The 20,699-nt window shown below is 50.9% G+C and carries 26 protein-coding genes, 3 tRNA genes and 1 pseudogene; 5 read left to right on the plus strand and 25 right to left on the minus strand.

Annotation, left to right across the window (positions count from 1 at the left end; translation table 11 throughout):
- Positions 1–248, plus strand: a pseudogene (locus tag L5656_RS04720) (Rpn family recombination-promoting nuclease/putative transposase); the annotation flags it as partial.
- A gap of 349 nt (positions 249–597) precedes the next feature.
- Complete coding sequence (locus L5656_RS04725; RefSeq protein ID WP_297199780.1) at positions 598–741, plus strand: hypothetical protein; 144 nt, start codon at positions 598–600, stop codon at positions 739–741.
- Between the two features lie 199 nt (positions 742–940).
- Here the strand turns inward: L5656_RS04725 and L5656_RS04730 are convergent, their stop codons facing one another.
- The 6 genes from L5656_RS04730 to L5656_RS04755 form a co-directional block, all read right to left on the minus strand.
- Positions 941–1,093 carry a hypothetical protein gene (locus tag L5656_RS04730; RefSeq protein WP_297199783.1) on the minus strand — a complete coding sequence of 51 codons (153 nt, stop codon included), beginning with the start codon at positions 1,091–1,093 and terminating at the stop codon, positions 941–943.
- 96 nt (positions 1,094–1,189) lie between these two features.
- A complete protein-coding gene (locus L5656_RS04735; RefSeq protein WP_297199786.1) occupies positions 1,190–1,435 on the minus strand; it encodes a hypothetical protein in 246 nt (81 codons plus the stop codon).
- A gap of 220 nt (positions 1,436–1,655) precedes the next feature.
- Complete coding sequence (locus tag L5656_RS04740; RefSeq protein WP_297199788.1) at positions 1,656–2,336, minus strand: metal-dependent hydrolase; 681 nt, start codon at positions 2,334–2,336, stop codon at positions 1,656–1,658.
- Between the two features lie 108 nt (positions 2,337–2,444).
- Positions 2,445–2,612: a hypothetical protein gene (locus L5656_RS04745; RefSeq protein ID WP_297199792.1), complete on the minus strand. Its 168-nt coding sequence runs from the start codon at positions 2,610–2,612 to the stop codon at positions 2,445–2,447.
- 40 nt (positions 2,613–2,652) lie between these two features.
- Complete coding sequence (locus L5656_RS04750; protein WP_297199794.1) at positions 2,653–3,774, minus strand: aminopeptidase; 1,122 nt, start codon at positions 3,772–3,774, stop codon at positions 2,653–2,655.
- 36 nt (positions 3,775–3,810) lie between these two features.
- Positions 3,811–4,842: a type IV secretory system conjugative DNA transfer family protein gene (locus L5656_RS04755; RefSeq protein WP_297199799.1), complete on the minus strand. Its 1,032-nt coding sequence runs from the start codon at positions 4,840–4,842 to the stop codon at positions 3,811–3,813.
- A gap of 27 nt (positions 4,843–4,869) precedes the next feature.
- On the opposite strand from L5656_RS04755, the gene L5656_RS04760 reads away from it, so the two are divergent.
- On the plus strand, positions 4,870–5,070 hold the full coding sequence (locus tag L5656_RS04760) for a hypothetical protein (protein ID WP_297199802.1): 201 nt from the start codon (positions 4,870–4,872) through the stop codon (positions 5,068–5,070).
- A 34-nt stretch (positions 5,071–5,104) separates the two neighbouring features.
- Here the strand turns inward: L5656_RS04760 and L5656_RS04765 are convergent.
- The 4 genes from L5656_RS04765 to L5656_RS04780 all read right to left on the minus strand — a co-directional run bounded on the left by L5656_RS04765 (position 5,105) and on the right by L5656_RS04780 (position 6,611).
- A tRNA-Thr gene (locus tag L5656_RS04765) sits at positions 5,105–5,180 on the minus strand.
- A 7-nt stretch (positions 5,181–5,187) separates the two neighbouring features.
- Positions 5,188–5,264 (minus strand) — tRNA-Pro (locus L5656_RS04770).
- A 225-nt stretch (positions 5,265–5,489) separates the two neighbouring features.
- Positions 5,490–6,410, minus strand: a complete 921-nt coding sequence (locus tag L5656_RS04775; protein ID WP_297199805.1) for a TIGR00269 family protein — start codon at positions 6,408–6,410, stop codon at positions 5,490–5,492.
- A 3-nt stretch (positions 6,411–6,413) separates the two neighbouring features.
- On the minus strand, positions 6,414–6,611 hold the full coding sequence (locus L5656_RS04780) for a MoaD/ThiS family protein (protein WP_297199808.1): 198 nt from the start codon (positions 6,609–6,611) through the stop codon (positions 6,414–6,416).
- A gap of 140 nt (positions 6,612–6,751) precedes the next feature.
- Between L5656_RS04780 and L5656_RS11345 the strand changes: the two genes are divergently transcribed.
- Positions 6,752–6,862 carry an RCKP-type rubredoxin-like domain-containing protein gene (locus tag L5656_RS11345; RefSeq protein WP_366017919.1) on the plus strand — a complete coding sequence of 37 codons (111 nt, stop codon included), beginning with the start codon at positions 6,752–6,754 and terminating at the stop codon, positions 6,860–6,862.
- A 47-nt stretch (positions 6,863–6,909) separates the two neighbouring features.
- Here the strand turns inward: L5656_RS11345 and L5656_RS04785 are convergent, their stop codons facing one another.
- From L5656_RS04785 to L5656_RS04815, 7 genes are all read right to left on the minus strand, one after another.
- Positions 6,910–7,716 carry a HesA/MoeB/ThiF family protein gene (locus tag L5656_RS04785; RefSeq protein ID WP_297199812.1) on the minus strand — a complete coding sequence of 269 codons (807 nt, stop codon included), beginning with the start codon at positions 7,714–7,716 and terminating at the stop codon, positions 6,910–6,912.
- 31 nt (positions 7,717–7,747) lie between these two features.
- Positions 7,748–8,623 (minus strand): UbiA-like polyprenyltransferase, encoded by an 876-nt coding sequence (locus tag L5656_RS04790; RefSeq protein WP_297199815.1) that lies wholly within the window; start codon positions 8,621–8,623, stop codon positions 7,748–7,750.
- The gene (locus tag L5656_RS04795; RefSeq protein WP_297199819.1) at positions 8,568–10,043 is read right to left on the minus strand and encodes a menaquinone biosynthesis decarboxylase; all 1,476 of its coding nucleotides are present in this window, start codon (positions 10,041–10,043) and stop codon (positions 8,568–8,570) included. Before L5656_RS04795 ends, L5656_RS04790 begins: the two co-directional genes overlap by 56 nt.
- A gap of 29 nt (positions 10,044–10,072) precedes the next feature.
- Entirely contained in the window at positions 10,073–10,783 is a 711-nt protein-coding gene (locus tag L5656_RS04800; RefSeq protein WP_297199822.1) for a demethylmenaquinone methyltransferase, read from the minus strand.
- Positions 10,784–10,803: 20 nt separating this feature from the next.
- Positions 10,804–11,265, minus strand: coding sequence for a QueT transporter family protein (locus L5656_RS04805; RefSeq protein WP_297199825.1), 462 nt, complete (start codon positions 11,263–11,265; stop codon positions 10,804–10,806).
- A 221-nt stretch (positions 11,266–11,486) separates the two neighbouring features.
- Positions 11,487–11,954, minus strand: a complete 468-nt coding sequence (locus L5656_RS04810; RefSeq protein WP_297199828.1) for a ferritin-like domain-containing protein — start codon at positions 11,952–11,954, stop codon at positions 11,487–11,489.
- Positions 11,955–12,450: 496 nt separating this feature from the next.
- Positions 12,451–12,537: transfer RNA gene (locus L5656_RS04815), tRNA-Leu, on the minus strand.
- Between the two features lie 234 nt (positions 12,538–12,771).
- Between L5656_RS04815 and L5656_RS04820 the strand changes: the two genes are divergently transcribed.
- Complete coding sequence (locus L5656_RS04820) at positions 12,772–13,446, plus strand: phosphatase PAP2 family protein (protein WP_297199831.1); 675 nt, start codon at positions 12,772–12,774, stop codon at positions 13,444–13,446.
- Between the two features lie 151 nt (positions 13,447–13,597).
- Here L5656_RS04820 and L5656_RS04825 read toward each other — a convergent pair whose 3' ends face one another.
- The 8 genes from L5656_RS04825 to hemB all read right to left on the minus strand — a co-directional run bounded on the left by L5656_RS04825 (position 13,598) and on the right by hemB (position 20,689).
- Positions 13,598–15,538 carry a cell division FtsA domain-containing protein gene (locus tag L5656_RS04825; RefSeq protein WP_297199834.1) on the minus strand — a complete coding sequence of 647 codons (1,941 nt, stop codon included), beginning with the start codon at positions 15,536–15,538 and terminating at the stop codon, positions 13,598–13,600.
- Between the two features lie 114 nt (positions 15,539–15,652).
- Positions 15,653–15,844: a hypothetical protein gene (locus L5656_RS04830; protein WP_297199837.1), complete on the minus strand. Its 192-nt coding sequence runs from the start codon at positions 15,842–15,844 to the stop codon at positions 15,653–15,655.
- 89 nt (positions 15,845–15,933) lie between these two features.
- The gene (locus L5656_RS04835) at positions 15,934–16,266 is read right to left on the minus strand and encodes a hypothetical protein (protein ID WP_297199841.1); all 333 of its coding nucleotides are present in this window, start codon (positions 16,264–16,266) and stop codon (positions 15,934–15,936) included.
- A gap of 107 nt (positions 16,267–16,373) precedes the next feature.
- Positions 16,374–17,669: a glutamate-1-semialdehyde 2,1-aminomutase gene (gene hemL, locus L5656_RS04840; RefSeq protein WP_297199844.1), complete on the minus strand. Its 1,296-nt coding sequence runs from the start codon at positions 17,667–17,669 to the stop codon at positions 16,374–16,376.
- A gap of 21 nt (positions 17,670–17,690) precedes the next feature.
- On the minus strand, positions 17,691–18,170 hold the full coding sequence (locus tag L5656_RS04845; RefSeq protein ID WP_297199847.1) for an Lrp/AsnC family transcriptional regulator: 480 nt from the start codon (positions 18,168–18,170) through the stop codon (positions 17,691–17,693).
- Entirely contained in the window at positions 18,154–18,633 is a 480-nt protein-coding gene (locus L5656_RS04850) for an AsnC family transcriptional regulator (RefSeq protein ID WP_297199849.1), read from the minus strand. Before L5656_RS04850 ends, L5656_RS04845 begins: the two co-directional genes overlap by 17 nt.
- A gap of 61 nt (positions 18,634–18,694) precedes the next feature.
- A complete protein-coding gene (nirJ2, locus tag L5656_RS04855; protein WP_297199851.1) occupies positions 18,695–19,708 on the minus strand; it encodes a putative heme d1 biosynthesis radical SAM protein NirJ2 in 1,014 nt (337 codons plus the stop codon).
- Positions 19,709–19,711: 3 nt separating this feature from the next.
- A complete protein-coding gene (gene hemB / locus L5656_RS04860; protein ID WP_297199852.1) occupies positions 19,712–20,689 on the minus strand; it encodes a porphobilinogen synthase in 978 nt (325 codons plus the stop codon).
- Positions 20,690–20,699: the final 10 nt, after the last annotated feature.

Here is a 20,699-nt window from a genome sequence, read left to right on the forward strand (position 1 = left end):
TGATAAGCAACCTGGAATTGGTGCTAGAAGAAATGCAGCGGGAGGCTTGGTTAAAAGGACTGGAAAAGGGTAAACTTGAAGGCAAGCTTGAAGGTAAACTTGAAGGTAAACTGGAGGGTAAGATCGAAGCTAAACTGGAAGTAGCAAGAAACTTACTCCTTCTTGATGTTGACCTTGACACCATTACCAAAGCCACAGGGCTTAGCCTGGAAGAAATAGAAAGCCTTAAAAAGCAACTAGGGCATTGAAGTGCTTCTATCGACTTTTTCGCGACAGGCCAATATCTGACTTCCCTCCTCCGGCCGGGGCGGATGAGCTACCGCTTGTTCCCATTAATAAGCCTAAGGGAGTTGGTATATATCTTTTCGACTTCCGCTATCGGCCAACCTAATAGCCAGTTCTTTCCTGCTAGAGCAAAAAATTACACCAAGAGAACGTGAAGCGCCTTTGCAAACTGGCCGAGGTACTCTGAAAAGGGCTCACCTTGATAAGTTTTGCTATCTGAAGGCGTGGCTGAAAAAAATCCTAAAGCCCAAGATACTTACGTATGCACAGGTGAAACTTGAGAATATCTTAGCAGTAAGTTATCCCTGGGAGGTGAAAAAGATTATAAGCAACCTGGAATTAGTGCTAGAAGAAATGCAGCAGGAGGCTTGGTCAAAGGGACTAGAGAAAGGTAAGTCAGAAGGCAAATTAGAAGTGGCAAGAAATTTACTCCTTCTTTTAGCCGAGAAGAGGTAGAAAACCTTAAAAAGCAGCTGGAACACTAAAGACGTTTATATTTGGTTCTTTCACGAGTACTGGATATCCGAGACCCGTCCTTCGGCTGATACAGATGGACTGCCAGCCACCCCCGTTAGTAAACCTGAGCCTCGAGTTCTGCTATCTTCTCTTCGGATGTAAATCGATATAGTGAGGAACATTTTCCTTAAAGCTTTTGTTATCGCTTTCTAACAATGAGCCACAACCCGCCCTCAGTACATATCTGGCAGCAATCCGATAATTCAGCAGCTAGTACCATACTTTTTACCTCTTCCACCGCCATCCATCTTTTGCCCAGCCGGTAATTAAGTTTCCTTAAGAACATCCACATCCAGAAAGAAAAAAGCTCCACGGAAAATTACGGCGTCAAACCTTTCATCGGGAAAAACCAGGGGCTTGAGAGGTGTACTTACCAAACTGAGGCGATTTAAAAGCCCCCGCGCTTTCGACTTTCTTCTTCCAGCCAATCCCTTACTCCCTGTCTTTCCTCGCCTATGGTAAAAAACGCATAAGGCAAGACTTCCGCTAAAGCCCAGGTTATCCCCCCAGAAAAGGGTCCTAGTTCCAGGATTTCCTTTGCCTCAGGTGGCAGAACTTCTTGCACATGCCTGGCCAGATAAGGATATACCGGCGTCCAAAGCTTATTAAGCCTCAAAAGTTCTGCTAAGTCCATCCCGGGTTCCCACCACCCGGAAACAAATAGAAATCCCTAAAACCGCTACACTATTTCCCTGCTTGGAATATTCGATAACTTCAGGTTCACGCGTCCTTCTGCAGGTGATAATCTGCGGTACATCAGCCCGCATTTCCCCTAGAAGCCATAACCTTCGGCCACGCCTGCTCAGTTATCCGGAAATTCGGTCGCGCATCTATTGCTAGTTTTATGGACAGGTCTAGAGCTCGAACACCTCCCCTGGACGAAGCACTACTACCCGCGCACCAACACGCGCCTCTACTTTCCTCTGGAAATCATGCGGGTCCGCCTCAATCAAAGGCCACGTATTGTAATGCACTGGCACGACGACCTTGGGCTTCAGGTATTCCGTCGCAATTACTGCATCGTCTACGCCCATAGTAAAGTTGTCCCCAATGGGAAGAAAGGCCAGGTCAAGAGGCTCCAGCTCTCCGATGAGCTTCATGTCGGAAAACAGCCCGGTGTCGCCAGCAAAATATACCCGCTTGCCATAAAACTGCACCACAAACCCGCATGCATGGCCTCCCTCAACGCCGGCACCATGAAAAGCGGGAGTGACCCTCACGTAGCCGAAATCAAAGCAACGCTTGCCTCCAATATGCATGGCATGGGCTCTCAATCCCTTGCCTTCACAAAGGCGCGCTACCTCGGCGGTGCTGATCACCAGTGCGTTGCTCGCCCTGGCGATAGCCTCCGTATCGCCAAGATGGTCAAAATGAGCATGAGAAACAAGTATATAGTCCGGCTTCAGCTCGTCGGGTTTAACGGGAGCCACTGGGTTGCCGGTGATATACGGGTCAAAAAGCAGTGTCTTATTGGAAGACCACAGCTCCACTGCTGCATGCCCAAGCCACCTGGCGCGGATTACTTCCTCTGCCATAGACGCATCACTCCCCCTGCGGTCTCTAATTTTTTAATGGTGCGTCACTCCTTCGCTGCCCCTTCCGAAGCAGAAAGGAAGTTACTTCAACATGGGCGTTGCTTACTTTTAACTTCTTTGCCCCAACTGCCAGCGCTGTAAAATCCGAAGTTCCTTCAGACGGCGCTCCAAACGCCGCTTCTCCTGCGGGTCGCTGTCCGCCCCTATCTGCTCTAGCAATTCATGAATTTTCTTCGCCGTGCTTTCGATGGCTGCCTCCAGCTCTTCCGGCGCCATTGCCCTCACCTCAGGTAGTTTTTTATTCGACGTAAATCAGTTATATCCTGCCCAAACTACCATAACTTTGAAAGTCAGCCTGCCTCAGACCCCTCTGCCCTCCTAAAATAGCCTGCCCGTCGATTTCCAGAATGGGCTCTAGCAGTACCCCATCCAGGTGACAGGGTGCTTCTACTTTTCCGCCCATGCTTAGGTTGTCGCCTAGAGCAATATGGACTGTTCCCCTCACCTTCTCATCTTCTAGCACCTTTCCAGTAAGCTGTGCCCGTGGATTAAGCCCTATACCTAGCTCCGCTATGTTCCGTGCCGTTCGACCATACGAATTTAACTGTTCCTCCAGCCAAATGGCCGCCCGGCCACCAGCCACCGCTACCACTTCACCCCGCCGCACTTCGAGCCGCAGCGGCTCCTCCAGCAACCCCCAGCCAGATAGGCTGCCGTCTATTACCAGGATGCCTTCGGCCGTACCTTCCACAGGAGCAATGCAGGCTTCGCCTGCAGGGAGATTGCCAAAGCTGCCGGAAACGGTATATAAACCGCTATCCACATATCCCTGACGCCCTTCCAGGGAGAAAGTTAATTCGGTCCCGGCAGGAGTGTACAGCGTGGCCCGCCGACCTTCCGTTAAAAGCTGTGCATAATAGCGACATTCCGTTGCCATTTTTTCGTAATCCACATCCAGAGCACGCACCAGCATTTCAACCGTGGCCCCGGGAAGACTGACTATGCGCGCCCCAGCCTGACAGGCTTGACGCCTGGCCCGGGTGTGGGAAAGGGATTTCGAAGTTGGCATCACTACTACCTGAGCTGCCTGCATGGCTTGCGCTACTCCTTGGGGCGGTTCCCCACGCTTGACTAATGGCGGCAACGACAGGAGCAATGCTTCCGCACCTAGTTCCCTCGCTGCTCTGTAGAAACTTTTGCCAATCTCCTCCAGAGGCTCATCTGTGACCACTAAAACCTCTTCACCAGGCTTTACGGCCAAGCAAGTATTCAAAGCCAGATGCACTACTCTCATTAGCTCCTCCATCTTGTCAAACCACATCACTACTCCGCCTCCAAAAGAAGGAAAATAAAAAACCCGTAGAATTAATACTATCAATAGCGATAGCCTGTGTTCGTTGGCTACAGCCAACTCCCAGCAGCGGCCTAGGCTTACCACTCTCTTCCAGGTGATTACGAACGCCACATGGAGAAACTATGCGTATATGATATATACTGTGGCCCCGACCCGCGTGGTTAACTCAGTGTGGGCGCAGAAAATAGCCTTGCAAGACGGCCCGTCCTGTTTGTACGTACGGGATTTCTTAATTATCGCCCTCTTGCCGAATTCCTCCGCAAACGTCTTCGCATCCTCCGCTGAACCCAGGTTCAAAACTATCTTGTTCCGGCAGTTCTCCAGCACTATGTCCCTGAACGCAGGCTTGCTTTCCAACAATAGTTGCGCCGTGGTCTGCAATGCCAGTACTGTCGCACACCTGAACGACCGCCCTATCGCCAGCAGGCGTTCAAAATCCGGGTTCACGTATCGCGGGAATTCATCCACGTAAAGCACGTGGTAGGGCCTCGTCCTCTCATTCCCCGGCCTTCGGAACACCGCTGACTGGAAATGCATGATGATGAACTGCCCGAACACGTCGCCCAGCTTCCCAAACCTGCCCATAGCCGTATTTACCACTAATACCCCTCCGCCCTCCAGGTGGCGCTCAAGGTTTACGTCGCTCTTCCCCACCAGTACCCTGTTAAGAAGCGCATTTCCGGTTATGTTTTCCAGCTGAAGCCTGAGACCCAGCGCATGCCGGAACATCTCTTCCTTGTTCTTGCCTAAAACTTCCTGCCGGAAGTACTGGGTGAGCGAAGTAGGCCCCCGCTCCTTCCTCTTGACAGTCTGCAGGCAGTTCAGGAGCTGGCTTTCGTCTCGCAGTACTTCCGTCATCATCTTGATGTCCAGGTTATCCCCATAAGCAGCTTTGAGGAGCAGCACGGTGTTCCGCGCCATTACCCCCTGCACCTGCCGGAAGAAGGCCTCCTGCTTCCCGAAAAGCGACTGGAGGACCGTCTTCATGATTTCCGCTACCGTCAACGCGTCACCCTCCAGAGGGTTGAACCGGGGCGTGTCCGGGTCCTCCGGGTTGATAAATATCACCGGAATGCCCAAGGTACGGGCCATCTCCGCTACGTCGGCACTGAAGTCGCCTTTGGGCCCTACTACCGTTATCCCAATAGCCACGACCTCCGGCACACCTGTGCTTCGATTATGCTCGCACACGGTGTCCCTCTTCCTACGGTCCAAGAGATCCTCCGCCACAAGGACGCCTACACTACCGCCAAGATGTACTCGCACACTCTCCCCCGCTGGCACCGGGCGGCGGTAGAGAGGCTCGAGAAGGCTATTTCCGCAGATGGGCGGCAACTGGGCGGCAACTCGGCACCCGGCGACGATCAGGAAAAAATTTAGGAGCCGCAAACCCTTGCGACTCCCTAAATTTTTCTGGAGCCGGCGGCCGGACTCGAACCGGCGACCTGCTGATTACAAGTCAGCTGCTCTACCAACTGAGCTACGCCGGCAAAATGGTGGTCGGGATGACAGGATTTGAACCTGCGACCCCCTGCTCCCAAAGCAGGTGCTCTCCCAAGCTGAGCTACATCCCGGGCTGCCTTAATTTTAGCACGGCTTTTCCTTCATGACAAGAGCTAGGCTTCTTTACCCCATTCCTAAACTTGCTTACCTAAACATTAATACAGTTGTTCTCGCTGGGAGAGGCATTCCCTGCAGCTCTAAGCTTTATCTTTTTCACGTCTAGCCCCCTAGTATTCACCACAAAAAGGTCGCTGCATCCCTTAGGTTGCCAACTCCAGCCCCTATCTTCCGTGCCTTCATCCTCTTTTACTTATCTTAACCCTTGCCCCTATTCTTTCTCTCAGGCGGCACATAGCGCAAACATCTTCCGTAGTTACCTGGCCGCAAAGGGCACATTCCTTGAGTTTTACCTCTTCTTCCGCAGCCTTAAAAAGGTCTTTATGTTTCAAGAACCCTTTCATGAAGGCCAGCTTAGTCCCGGGAGAGGCTTCCTCTATGTGGTTTAAAGCCTCCTTGTATAAAATAGTAGTAGCCCCCTCGGCATGAGGGCATTCTTCAGCCAGAAATGGTATACGCTGGATCAGGGCATAAGCTAAACATTCTCGCTCAGTTAGAGTATATAAAGGCTTAACCCTTTTGGCTAACTTGGGATGGGTAGAAGGCAGGTGCGGGTGCTGGCGGGCAAGATACCCCGTCTGCCAGTGCAGAAGATTGCCTAATAAGGCCGAAACCTCATCGTCTAGATTATGCCCAGTAACTACAGTGGTGAAGCCCCCTTCCACGGCATATCTGTTAAAAAGATACCTCTTTACACGGCCGCAGACTGCGCAGGGTACCCTCCGGCTTTTCCTGGCCAGCTCAGGAATGCTTAGCCCGAACTCCTCGTCTACTGAGACTATCCGCAGCTCTGCTCCTCTCTGGGCTGCAAAGGATTTACAAGTCTCACGTGAGCGGTCGGAATATCCCGGGATTCCTAAGTCTAAATGCAGGGCTGTAACGTTATATCCCAGACGTAAAAGTGCGTCCCACAAACTTAAGCTATCTTTACCCCCAGAAACCACTAAAAGCAAGGGCTCGGTAGGAGAAAACATTTTATGGGCCTGGATATTCCGCCTTATCTGTTTCAAAAAGTACTCCACGAAGCAATTGGGGCAGAAGGCTGCATGGTGTTGGCGCACTTCCACAGAAGCCTTGCCCCGGCAAATTTGACATCGCATATCTTACCCTCCCGAAACGGCCGGGAAAACTTCTATAACCTCATCGTCCCGGATAAATTCATCTCGTGTCAGTATGGTGTCGCCCCTAACCACTAAGTGAGATTCTAAATTTATATTGAGTTCTCGAGCAATATCTGCAAGCTTTTTTCCCCCGGGGATTTCTATCTCCCTTCTTTGGGGGCGGTGGAGTATGACCTTCATCAAATCTCCTCCCTCATTATAGCTTGCCTTAGATATTTTGTCCCTAAGGCGTGAAATGTAAAACCTTGACTGGACAACCTATCCGCACTAAAATAGTAACAGCTATGGTTAAAATTTTTAAAAGAACAGGAGGAGACTACATGGCCGTTTGGAAGTGCAACCACTGCGGGTACGAGAAAGAAACCAGGTGCAAACCCAAGAAGTGCCCCGAATGCGGCCAGAAAGACACCTTTGCCAAAAAAGAAAGTTAATTATATCACACCTTGATATCGGACCTTCCTTCAAAGGAGGTCTTTTTTTATTGTCGCGTTTCGCAGGTAAAAGTGTACTCCTCCAAGGTGCGGATGCGGGGACTATCTCCACATACGGGGCAAGCCGGGTTACGCTCTGCCCTTACTTCTCTAAACCGCATCTCCAGCCCGTTATAAATAAGCAGGCGGCCCACCAAAACCTCCCCCACTCCTAAAAGGAGCTTAAGAACTTCCGTAGCCTGTATGGCCCCTATAACACCGGGGACGGCACCTAAAATACCCGCTTCCTGGCAGGTGGGTACTGCTCCCGGAGGTGGCGGCTCAGGGAAAATACAGCGGTAACACGGGCCCTCCTTAGGTTTTATGGTCATAACCAATCCGTCCCATTGTAGCACGCCTGCCTCCACCAGGGGTTTACCGACCATTACACAGGCATCATTTAAAAGATAGCGGGTGGGGAAATTATCAACCCCGTCTACAATAACTTCGTAGCCTTGAATAACGTCCAATATATTATCTTTGCTTAACCGTAGTTGGTGTACGTTCACGGTTATATGGGGATTCAAAGCAAGTAAAGTCTGCCTGGCCGACTCTGCCTTAGGCAGTCCTACCCGTTCGGTATTGTGAAGTATCTGCCGCTGCAGGTTGGACAATTCCACCGCATCTCCATCCACAATACCTATAGTGCCTACACCGGCTGCTGCAAGATAATAAGCCACCGGTGACCCCAGCCCTCCTGCTCCCACCACCAAAACCTTGCTTTGCTTGAGCTTCTTCTGGCCTTTTCCGCCTACATTAGGTAAAATGATCTGCCGGCTGTAGCGTTCGATTTCCGTTATGGACAGTTCTACCAAAGGTCTTTTCCTCCCCTCTAAGTACTTTCCTCTAAAACCTTAAGGCCAGATCCACTACCGTAAAAATAAACATGAGCACGCTTAGATACCCGTTCATCTGCAAAAAAGCCACGTTTAGCTTGGACAGGTCTTCAGGTGAAACCAACCTGTGCTCGCGGATTAAAATCAGGGCCGCTATAACCACACCTATAAAATAGAAAATACCTAGTTGCAAGACGAAGCCCACCCCGGCCAGAAAAACCAGAGAGACCGCATGAACAATTTTCGCTATGAGCAATCCCTTATCTTTACCAAACCTGGCCGGTATAGAATGTATCCCGTATTTCCGGTCGAAATCGTAATCCTGGCAGGCATAGATAATATCGAAACCTGCCACCCACAGGCCCATTCCTATTCCCAATATCCACGCCGGAAGGTCGAGACTGGCTTTTACCCCTACCCAGGCACCCATGGGCGCAAGAGAATCAGCAAAGCCAAGTACGAAATGGCAAGCCCATGTCCAGCGCTTGGTGTAAGAATAAATTACTAATACAAAAACAGCCACCGGCAAAAGCTTCACACATAGCTCATTTAGCTGCCATGCGGAAATAAACAATAGGGCGAACGAAAGAATAGTATAGACCCACACTTCGGCAATGGAAATCAGTCCCCGAGGGATGGCCCGGTTGGCCGTTCTCGGGTTCAAGGCGTCGATATGCCTGTCTATCAGGCGGTTCAAAGACATAGCCGCAGTTCTGGCACCGGCCATGGCCAAGGTGATCCACAACAAATGGTGAAAACTGGGTACCCCACCTGCTGCTAGCCAAGCGCCCAAGTAAGCAAAGGGAAGTGCAAAGATAGTATGTTCAAATTTAATCATCTCCAAAAAGATACCCAGCTTCCTTAAGAAGGCTGGGGGGTAAGCCATACTCTTCCCACCTCTTCATTACCAGACGGCTCATTTCCGGGCTTGTTTGCACTTCTTGCGGCCAGGGGCGGGGGTGACCTTCCTCCGGGAGCTTGCGCGTGGCATCTATCCCCATTTTACTACCGTATCCCACCTGAGGGGAAGCGTGATCTAATACATCCAGGGGACCCTCCACTATAAAGGTATCCCGGCGGGGATCCACATTCCCCAGCACCCGCCAGAGTACCTCGCTGGTATCATGCACATTGACGTCGGCATCCACTACAATCAAAAACTTAGTGAACATCATTTGCCCCATTCCCCAGAGAGCATACATTACTTTGCGCGCCTGGCCGGGATAACTTTTCTCTATGGATACGATAGCACAATTATGGAAAACCCCTTCTACCGGGAAATGAATATCCCTTACTTCGGGCAGTTGTAGCTGGATGAGAGGCAGGAAAAGACGTTCGGTTAATTTACCCAGAAAAGCGTCCTCCATGGGCGGCTTTCCTACTACTGTAGCCGGGTATATAGCATCACGGCGCCGGGTAATACACGTAAGGTGGAAGACCGGGTAATAGTCCTCAGGGGAATAATAACCCGTATGATCTCCAAAGGGCCCTTCCAGCCGCCTTTCTTCTATATCCACATATCCCTCTAGAATGATCTCCGCTTGAGCGGGAACTTCCAAATTAACCGTCAGCGCAGGTACTAACTCCACAGGCTCCCTCCTTAAAAAGCCGGCCAAGATCATCTCATCTATCCCACGCGGAAGGGGTGCCGTGGCCGCATAGATAAGGGCTGGATCTCCCCCCAGGGCTACTGCCACTTCAAGACGCCTGTTGGCTCGGCGGAAATGTTCCGCCGCATCCTTGTGGAGGTGCCAATGCATACCCGTGGTTTTTTCATCAAAAACCTGCATCCTGTACATCCCCACATTCCTTTGTCCCGTTACGGGATCCCGGGTAAAAACCAAAGGGAGGGTTATGAAGGGACCCCCGTCGCCCGGCCACAGCTTAAGCACCGGGAGCTCTTTTAAAGACGGCGGCTCCACTATAACCTCCTGACAGGGTGCCTTTTTAACCACTCGGGGAAAATACTTTTGGAGTTCTAAAAGCCTCGGGAGGCTTTGGAGTTTGGCTTGCCAGCTCGATATATCGGGAAATTTTAGCAGCTCGCCCAGACGCCGTGCCGGCTCATCAAGGTCCGTAATTTCAAAAGCAGTTTTGAGCAATTCTTCACTGCCGAAAAGATTGGTAACCACGGGCATGGAATAACCCTTAACGTTCTCAAATAAGAGGGCCGGCCCTCCGGCTTTCACCACCCGTTCGGTTATAGCGGCGATTTCCAAAACCGGATCCACCTGAACCCGTATCCGGTGAAGGAGACCTTTTTTTTCTAAGGCTAAAATATATTCCCGTAGATTTTGGTAAGCCAAAGCGAGATCACCACTTTTTCCTTATGCTTTTAATCCCCTTTGATGCCCACATGAATGGCTACAATACCGCCGCTAAGCTCACGGAAAAAAGCTTCCTTCAAACCTATTTTAGTAAAAAGTTTGACAAGCTCCTTTTGATGGGGGAAATTTTTAAGGGAACGCGGCAGGTAACTATAAGGATCTTTGTCTCCTACCGCTAGACGCCCGATCAAGGGGACCAAGTAATTGAAGTAAAGATAATAAAGCTGTTTAAAAAGGAAACCCGAGGGCTTGGCCAGCTCTAAAGAGATCACCCGCCCTCCCGGCTTCACCACCCGCTGCATTTCCCACAAGGTTTTCTCTATATCCGGTACGTTTCGAAGGGCGAAGGCGATGGTGGCGCAATCAAAAGTGTTATCTTCAAAGGGTAGTGCTACAGCATTGCCTTGCACAAGCTCTATTATTCTACCGTAGGGACTACGGGCCAGGTTAACCTTCGCCACTTCTAACATTTCCTGGCAGAAGTCGAGCCCCACCACTCGGCCATCAGGGTAAACGGCTTCCGCCAGCCCTAAAGTCAGCATCCCGGTGCCGCAACACACATCCAGGGCTAGATCCCCATTTTTTAGCTTCGCTTCTTCTACGGTTGCCCGGCGCCAGCGCTTGTCCAGGTTGAAGCTTAAAAGGGTATTCATAAGGTCGTAGCGGTGGGCAATTTTACCGAAAAGCCTTCTTACGTAAACTTCTTTTTCAGTAGCCATCTCAGCGACCTACCAGTCTTCTAGTAATGTATCTTTAACTTCCGCAATTGGCGTATCAAGGGTACCCCTAAAATTAAGACGGCTACGGCCTCCCCCGCGGCGACACTCAAGATGGAAAGTAATACATTAACCTTAAGTAAAAAAGAAAGATAGGTACCCACAATTAAACCGTTAAGCACTATGGGAGGTAGGTAAGCCAGGGGAGAGTGACGCAACCTAAAAGTTAGCCAGGTAGCCACTAAGGTGGTAAGGCTACCCAGGAAAATATCGATAGGCCCCAGGCCACCGTATATGTTGCTAACCAAGCAGCCTATAAATAAACCCCATATAGCTTCAGGAAAAAGCAGGGGCAAAAGAGTTAATGCTTCAGCCACCCGGATTTGGAATACCCCAAAGCTTATGGGAGCCAGAACAATGGTGACAACTGCATAGACGGCAGCGATTAGAGCGCCTCTTGCTATTTGAGGTGTGACTTTCCTCACCTCCCGAACCTCCTTTCGCAGCTGATAATATTATTCTACAAGGATCATCCTTAACCTTCTTCAGTTTATCATAACTCCTTTCTTTGAATTTCAAGCCCGGTACAGCAATCGAACGCTTTAACAACAAAACTCCCGGTTCATACCGGGAGTAACCTGAAAGCTCCTGCAGAATGTAAATGTCGGGGATGGGTAAAGCACGCACCTTAGTCTCCACTTTAGCTTTAAATATTTTGGGATACAGAGTAATATTTACGTTCACATTCCAGTTCATATAGTTTACTAAATTTTACCAGGTGAACCTCTTCATCATTGATTATTTCCTCCAAAATCTTATTTACCCGGTCATAGGGTGATATCCCGATAATATTTGAATACTCAACTCCCGCTTCTCTTTCACCTTTAATAGCTAACATAATCCCTTCGCAGTAATTTCTGAATGCTGGCGGGCTAACAGGTTGGGTTGCTTCCTTAGGTTTTACGCCAGTTAGACTTTCTAGCAATTCCGTAATAGCCTTAGCGTGATCCAATTCGTCCTTCCGAGCTTCGGCAAAAGACTCTACCCCTGCGTAGGTTTTCGATATATCACGTAATTGGCCATAAAATACGGCAGTGGCACGTTCATCAAGCAAAGCCTTTCTTAGTCCCTCTATTACTTTGTAAAATGTTTCCGCAAAGTAAGACGGTTCCATAAAAATTCCCCCCTAAAAAGTGTACCCTACACATACTTATTCCAACAGGATCCTTGTGGTGCAGACGAAGCTTACTGCGTCGCTTTGAACGTTGGCTTGCCAAGTTCGAGCTGTCCCATATCCGGTTTCACGACCTGCGCCACACTTATGCCACCCTTTTGCTCTAGGGTTGCGAACACCCAAAGGTAGTATAGGAGCTTCTGGGCCATGTCCAGATCAGCGCAACTCTAGATGTTTACCTCTCACGTGCTCCCGCAGCTTAAGCAGGCACCAGCGGCCAACCTCAATGAGCTTTTATCCTAAAAAAATTTCCCTTCCCCAGGGATGGAGAAGGGAGCTGAACTATAATGTAGTAATAAAATAACCGCTGGAGGAATACCTCCCGCGGTTATTTCTTTCACCGGGGTATGGGAGGAGGTTGCAGTACGGTTGCAGTATTTTATTCATTTTAGTCCGTTGCAATACGCTCCTCGATCCCCGGAACCCTTGATTTTTTTGGTGCGGCAGGGGGGATTTGAACCCCCACGGGCGTAGACCCACTAGATCCTGAATCTAGCGCGTCTGCCAGTTCCGCCACTGCCGCACGTCTGAGTATAGTTTAGCACCTGGCATCTAAGGAGTCAAGGGGATTGCCGCCTGGCGCATCTCCAGTTTTCGCTGGCGAAGGCCAAGCCAGCTTATAGGCGAAGCAATTTAATCTGGTCAAAGAAGGTTCGACGGGCCTCAGCGGTGAAACTGGGGACCTTCAGGTCTCACACTTTCTTTGACTACCATGATAGAATAATCATAAAAACCCCGGGAGTTAGAACCAAGAGCTATGAATATATGCAGACACCCTTACTCACCTTGGGTTTCAGTGGCTGTTCCGGCTTTGCTTTTCATTTTGTTAGGTATCTATTATCCGGAGCTCCACCTTTGGGATAAAACTATTGCCGGTCTTATAGGCAAGGCCAGCCTGGTGGAAGGAAAAAATCTCCCCTTAACCTTTATTTTTCTCAATTGGTGGGGAACAAAAAAGGGCATGTTTGCTACTTGTACCTTAGGAGTCGCATCCCTATTCTTATTTTACCGGCGCATCCGGGAAGGCCTGCTTTTGGCCGGGGGAATGCTCGGCGGATGGGTTTTCCTTGAGGTAACTAAAGCCCTTTTTCACCGAAGAAGACCGGAAGGGCTATATCTTTTTCCGGCCCCCGGGTACAGTTTCCCCAGCGGGCACGCCTTTGTAACCTTTCTTTTTACAACCTTTTTTATCTCGCTGTCCCTACCCTTAATATACCGGCAAGGACGCAATTCGGGTCATGGGTGGCTTAAGATTCTACTTTTTTCCTCCTACATAATTCTTACTGCACTTACCCTAGCTACGGGTTGGAGCAGAATTTACTTCGGTATGCACTATCCTACCGATGTGCTGGGCGGTTGGCTAGCTGGTGTCTTTTGGGCCGGTTTATACAATAAGATACAGGCCTGGTATATACGCCACACACAACGTTAAGGCTAAGACTCGCTCCTGAATTACTCTTCCAATGCAAAACCGGTGGTCTTATACTTCAATCCTACTTCAATACTTAAAGTTAGATAACGCTATCGGGCACTTCGGATGCTCACCGGCCGGCTAAACCTTTATACTTCGGCCATTCTGCCAGTCATACCCATTCTAAAGTTACCCGGTCACCTTCCTTTAACGGCGTGGTAAATTCTGCAGGTTGACCGTTCACCTCCATCCTCAAAGTCTTTTTCCCTTGTGGTGGAGTAGTCCCTATCTCGAGGTAAGTAAATAAATCCGCAAAAATCACCTGGCTCGTTTTCACCATTAATTCGATTTCCTTGCCGTTTAAAGTGATTTTGATTTTACGGGTTCCGGCCTTCGCACCCGTATCGAGAACATCGCCATCTTTAACCAAAGCCTCCGGCCGTACCCTCTCGCCATTTAAAAAAACAGGCTCGTTCCCGGGCTCCCCTAAATAGTTAAGAACATCCGCCACGGTCTCCAAGGGATTAAATTCAATCTTGGACCGGTCGTATACTTCAGCCTCCCGGGATACAGCGCACCCGTTTAAGAGAATTAAGGGTTCCAAGGTTATTTTTCTCCCGTTGTAGATTATGGTTTTATTCTTTAAGGGCGGGACCAGATCTCCTACCACAACCCGGGCATCTTCTCCTTTCTCCCCCGGGATAAACTCTATCTTATCGCCTCCTTGAACGAAGACATCCAGGGAGGCGGGCTCCCCATTTACCAAAATCTTTCCGGGTCTCCCCGGTTTGCCTTTTACGAAATGCAGCCGGCCGTTTATCTCCACCCCTATGCCCCGTCCCGGCCGGCCGTAAAGGTCCCGTACCGGAAGTCCGGCGGCCAGCAAAGCCTGGGCCACGGTCAGCTTGCGGGAAGCAAGAGCTTGCACGGGCCGCCCATTAACCTCAATTTGAGACAAAATTAAACCTTCTTGGCGCAGGGCTGTCACGGCTATCCCTAAAGGCGTGACAGCTTGGGGTCCGGCGAAACTGGGCGCACCCACGATATCCGGCAAGGCCTCCCGGCCCCGCACTGCCACCCTGTCTTCGGGGAGTTCCAAGCAGCGCGCCAGGCTAGGAGCAAGGCCGGGGGTTAAGCTCCCGCCTCCGATAAGAAGTACAGCCTGAGGTGGACGGCCGTTGAGAAGTAAAATTTGTTCTGCCACTTGACGAGCCAGCTCTCTAACGGCAGGCTGGAGTAGCTCTATAAGCTCTTCCGCAGGAAAAGCCCTCTTTTGGCCCACGATGTCCGCAAAAGAGATGGTCCCGCCTCTGTGAATCGCTCTTTTAACCTTTTCTGCTGTAGTGAAGTCGAGTAATAGTTCTCTGGCTAAATGTTCAGTTACCTCATCCCCTGCTTGAGGCACCATGGCGTACCCCACAATGCTTCCTTCGCGGGTTAACGCTATATCCGAAGTGCCCGCACCGATATCCACTAACGCCACATTCAAGCCGCGCATGGCCGGAGGCACGGCTACAGCCGCAGCAGCGATGGGCTCTAAAGTGAGGGAGCCTATCTCTAGCCCTGCCCACCGGAGGGCCGAAACCAGGGAATCCACCACCACCCGGGGTAGAAAAGTAGCAACGATTTCCACCCCCATAGTGTATCCCCGCTGGCCCACCAAATAACCGATACTGGAACCATCCAGCGTGTACTTCACTACACTGTAGCCTACACAATGATACTCTCCCGGTTTATCCCGGCCGGCAAGCACCGTATTCTCCGCTTCTTGTATAGCATCCGCCTCCAGGGCCAGGACTTCTTCCCTATCTATCTCCTTAGAGGGGGAGATCTCCTTTTCTGCGGCCGCCTTTTGAGTTTTTAAAGCCCTCCCTGCTGCAGCTACAGCTACTTTAGTAAGGGTGGTACGGGCTTTGCGTTCCAGCTTTTCCTTTACCTCCCGGATTATGTCGGCCACTTGCGGTATGTTATGGATCTGGCCGTCCAGCATGGCCCGCTCCCTATGTTCCCGTACAACAGCCGCCTTAACCCGGAACTTTGACCCCTCTTTACTCACAATTACACCTGCAACTTTCCTCGTACCCACATCCAGCGCAAAGATCTCTTCCCCCACATCAACACCCCCCAAAAAGCGCCATCTTTTTGGAATTCTCCCCGGGATAAAAAAATCCTTCCCCAAAAATTTTAAGCCCCTCCCTTGGGGAGAGGGGCTTCCCGGTTCGAAACCTTAAGGGTCCATATAAGTGTGTTTGCGGAGAAGCTCGCGGAGCTCTTCCCCGTCTTTCTTTTCATTATCTATCATGGCCTGTATAAGGCTGCGCATTCCCTCGCGATGTTCCGCTGCAGCTATCCTGGACCATAGGGCTAGTTCCTCTTCATCAAGCTCTAAAACCTTGCGTACGTTATCCGTCCAGTGCATAAAATCCCTCCTTCCCAAACTTGCCTTACGGTTGGGTAACTTCGTCGATTTCCGGCGCTCTTTACTCTTTTAGAATCTCGCCCTTGATCCTACTTTTCCTTTGTTTCCTTTGTATCCTTTGTCTCCTCTGTATCCTTGGATTTCTCCTTCACGGTAAACGGGTCGCCATAGGGCGGATCATAGGGAGGAGGACCGTAAGGCGGATGATAAGGGGGTGGATAGTGCGGTGGCATATGATCCATACGAGCTAAATAATGGTTCCAGAACATAGCTTCGTGTACCTCGTTGCAGATATGTTTAAGAAGTACATGCCGTACACCGGGAGAGTCGGTCATACCGGCAGCTTCCGCGAGCAATTTTATCTCTTCTAGATCGATGTCAAGAGCCCTTCGTACCTCATGATGGTGCAAACCGCCGTTCACCCATGCCTCCCTCCTCAAAACAAAGTAGTTTTATAATCATCCGTCAATACAGCTTATGCCAAAATTTGCTATGAGGTGAACAGCGGCGGGCACCAAAAATTATAGGCCTACACTGCAGCTTTAAAAGCCCGGGATGCGGCAGTGATGGTCCTCTCTATATCTTCGTCGGTGTGGGCCAGAGATACAAAGGCTGCCTCGAACTGGGAGGGCGGAAGATAAATACCCTGTTCGAGCATGGAGCGGAAGTACCTGGCAAAGCGTTCCACATTCGAGGTTAGGGCTGTTTCGTAATCTACAACTTCGTTGGAAGTAAAGAATACGGTAAACATGGAGCCTTTCCGGTTGATGGTTACCTCTAGACCGGCTTCGCCGGCTTTTTCTCTTAATCCCCTCTCCAAAAGGGCTCCTTTCTCCTCCAAAGCCTCGTATACACCCGCGCGCTGTAAGATCTTTAAAGTAGCGAGCCCTGCTGTCACGGCTAAAGGATTGCCCGATAGAGTGCCCGCTTGATAAACAGGCCCGGAGGGGGCCACCTGTTCCATTATATCTCTTCTTCCTCCGTAAGCTCCTACCGGAAGCCCGCCGCCTATAATCTTACCCAGACAAGTAAGATCAGGCTTCACCTTATAAATTTCCTGAGCTCCCCCGTAGGCCACCCGGAATCCGGTCATGACCTCATCAAAAATGAGAAGGGAGCCGTATTTACGGGTAATATCCCTTAGCCCTTCCAGGAAACCCGGGCGAGGAGGTACACAGCCCATATTTCCCGCTACGGGTTCTACTATTACAGCCGCAATCTCCTCACCTACCTGTTGAAAAACCTTTTCTACGCTCTCTAGATCGTTATACCTGGCCACTAAAGAATTACTGGCCGTACCCACAGGTACCCCGGGACTGGTAGGGACGCCAAAGGTAAGGGCCCCTGACCCTGCCTGGATTAAAAAATAATCGGCGTGGCCATGATAACATCCAGCGAATTTGACAATCTTTTCTCTTTTAGTAAAGGCTCTGGCTACTCTTATGGCGCTCATGGTGGCTTCCGTACCGGAGTTTACCAAGCGCACCATCTCTATGGAAGGTACCGCCTGAGTGATCATCTTGGCCAGTTCATTTTCCAGCTCTGTGGGCGCACCGAAACTGGTACCCATCTCCTTTAAAGTTTTTTCCAGGGCCTCCACCACTTCCGGATGGCGGTGCCCCAAGATCAAGGGACCCCAGGAGCCCACATAATCTATGTATTCGTGCCCGTCGATATCGTAGATACGTGCACCCTCTCCTTTCGCTATAAAAGGTGGGGTCATACCTACAGCCCGGAAGGCGCGTACGGGACTGTTCACCCCTCCCGGCATGAGCTTCACTGCTTCTGCATACGCCTGGACAGAACGCGGCCACTGCCTGGCCAAGGCTTCTTCCCCCTTTTCCCGCTATTTTTCGGTAAAATAACGCATACTTTCTTTTTTCAACTCCGCGGTGCTGAAGATAACCCGGTACTCATAATGTCCGATGGACCGGGCAAGCTTACGAGCTAAATCTTCACACTCTTCACGTGTCCGCCCGTGGATCATGGCAAAGAGGTTATAGGGCCACCCCGGCCTAGTTTTGCGCTGGTAACAATGGGTCACCTCCTTAAAAGAGGCCAGCTTGCTACCCGCAGCTTCTACCTCCTCCTCCGGTACCCGCCAAACTACCATAGCATTAGCGGTAATCCCGGCCTGCCAGTGGCGTATAGCCGCTCCAAACCTCCGGATAAGCCCTTCTTGTTGAAAGGCTTTAAGATAGGCCAGGACCTCCTCCTCATTAAGGCCCAAAATTTCCGCAGCTTTTTGAAAAGGGCGGGGTTCTAAAGGCAGGTCTCCCTGAAAGAAACGCACGATATTCTTTTCTGTTTCAGATAACTTCCGCACCACCGTCTTCCCCGTCCTTAAAATCAAAGTTTACCCGTATCTTAAAGGGGCGTTCTGCAGGCAGTTCTAAAAGCTCGGTCAACCCTGTGCGCGCTTTGATCTCTTCCAGCACTCTATCCAGGTGTTTCCGGCTGGGCCCGATCAAAGTAAACCACATATTATATTCATCTTCCCGCAAGTAGTTATGGGTTATACCCGGAAACGAATTTACAATTTCCGACACTTCTTCTAGCCGTTCAGGAGGGACTTTAAGCGCACATAAAGTACTTACATAGCCGAGCTTCCTTAGATCGAAAACTGCTCCGATACGCCTGATTATCCCTTTCCTCTTAAGTTCCCGGAGCCTTGCGATCACTTCGGATTCGCTTACACCCAGGCGCTGGGCCAGCTCTAAGTAAGGCCTGGGCGTCAGGGGAAATTCTTCTTGCACAAGATTAAGCAGCCGGCGATCCAAGGCGTCCAATTTTCCTTTCCTCCCATGGTATAGGGCATAAACCGGAAACTGAGTTGCCTGGTATACTTCTTTATATTTCTTTGCCTGGACTATAGCTTTCTTTACCTAAGCTATAGCGGCACCACGGATCTTCTGCCATGTAATCCCCTGAGAACGAGTACGCTCTGGCCCTGCAGCCACCGCAGATGGTACGAAAACGGCAGCGGCCGCAAACACCCGTATAATTTTGGCTGCGTAAGACTGCAAAAACTTCGCTTTCACGCCAGAGGCGATCGAAGGGTACCTCCCGCACATTACCCGCCTTAAGGTTGAGGTATGCACAAGGCTGAACATCTCCCCGCGGTCCCACAAGGCAGTAGGCTATACCTGCCAGGCAACCCCGGCTGTAGGGCAGCTTTAGACCCATCTCCTGAGCCAAACGTATGAATTGAGGGGCGCAGGTAGGCTTAAGCTCAATGGGCACTTCCTGCTGCTTCGCTAATATACTTCGGATAGTCTCTTCGTACTGTGCTGCCCGGAAGGCGTCTTCCTCTAAGTTAGCCGCCCTCCCCGTAGGAACAAGGAAGAAAAAATGGTGCGCCCTGGCTCCCAGGCTTAAGGCAAGGTCGGTGATTTTAGTTAATTCCTCCCTGTTCCAGTCGAAAACCGTAGTGTGTACTTGAAAAGGCAGCCCTGCGCTGCGGCAAGCTTCCATTCCCGCCACGGCCTTCTCCCAGGCACCTTCCCTCCGGCGGAGGCGGTCATGCTTAGTGGGGTCGCAGCTATCCAAAGAGATGCCTACTGCCGCAGCCCCGGCTCTTTTTAGTTCACGGGCCAGTTCCGGCGTAAGTAGCGTACCGTTGCTGCCCAACACGGCGCGCAATCCCTGGCTTGAAGCGTAAGCCACAAGCTCAAGAAGGTCTGGGCGCATTAACGGCTCGCCGCCGCTAAAGATAAAAAGGCGAAAGCCGGCCCGTGCGGCTCCGTTTATGAGTTCCTTGGCTTCAGCATAGGAAAGCTCTTCTTCTAGCTTAGCGCCGGAATCCCTGTAGCAGTGGTCGCAGTATAAGTTACACTGATTGGTAGTATTCCAGGAAATGAGCATCCTTCACAACCACCTGGCGACATCTTTGGCAAAGTAAGTTATAATGAGATCCGCACCCGCACGTTTAATAGCCGTCAGCACTTCCAGCACCACCGGGCGCTCATCGAGCCACCCCTTTTCGGCTGCCGCCTTTATCATAGCATACTCGCCGCTCACATTGTAGGCCGCTACGGGACAATTAAACTTCTCTTTAACCATACGTATAACGTCCAGGTAGGCCAGGGCCGGTTTTACCATAACGATATCGGCTCCTTCTTCCAAGTCCTGGGCCACTTCCCGCAGGGCCTCGCGGCCGTTGGCCGGATCCATCTGGTAGCTCCGCCTATCTCCGAATTGGGGAGCAGAAGCTGCTGCTTCCCGGAAAGGACCGTAAAAAGAAGAAGCATATTTAGCCGCATAGGAAAGGATGGGCACATAGGTGAATCCGTGGGCGTCGAGCTTCTTCCTTATAGCCCCTACTCTACCGTCCATCATGTCCGAAGGAGCCACCATGTCCGCCCCGGCTTCCACATGGGAAAGGGCGGTCCGGGCCAAAAGCTCCAAGGTGGGGTCGTTAAGGATTACTCCGTCGTCCACCACCCCGCAGTGGCCGTGGCTGGTATACTCGCACAGGCACACATCGGTGATGACCAAAAGACTCGGAAATTCCTTCTTTATGGCCCGGATGGCCTGCTGGACCACTCCGTCAGGGGCGTAAGCCGGGGAACCCATTTCGTCCTTCTCACCCGGATCTGGGATGCCGAAAAGCAGTACGGCCGGTATCCCCAGCTTTACTACTTCCTCGGCCTCCCTAACCAGATTGTCCACCGAGACCTGGTAGACCCCGGGCATGGAAGCCACGGGGTTTCTTACTCCCTTCCCTGCTGTTACAAAAAGGGGGTATATCAAATCTTTCACTGATAGCTCCGTCTCCCGGACCATCTCCCTTAAGACCGGGTTCTGCCGCAACCTGCGCGGCCTTATGACGGGGAAGCCTGCCACTTGCTCTCCC

The organism is Thermanaeromonas sp., from assembly GCF_021890735.1.
Classification (GTDB): domain Bacteria; phylum Bacillota; class DSM-521; order Neomoorellales; family Neomoorellaceae; genus Thermanaeromonas.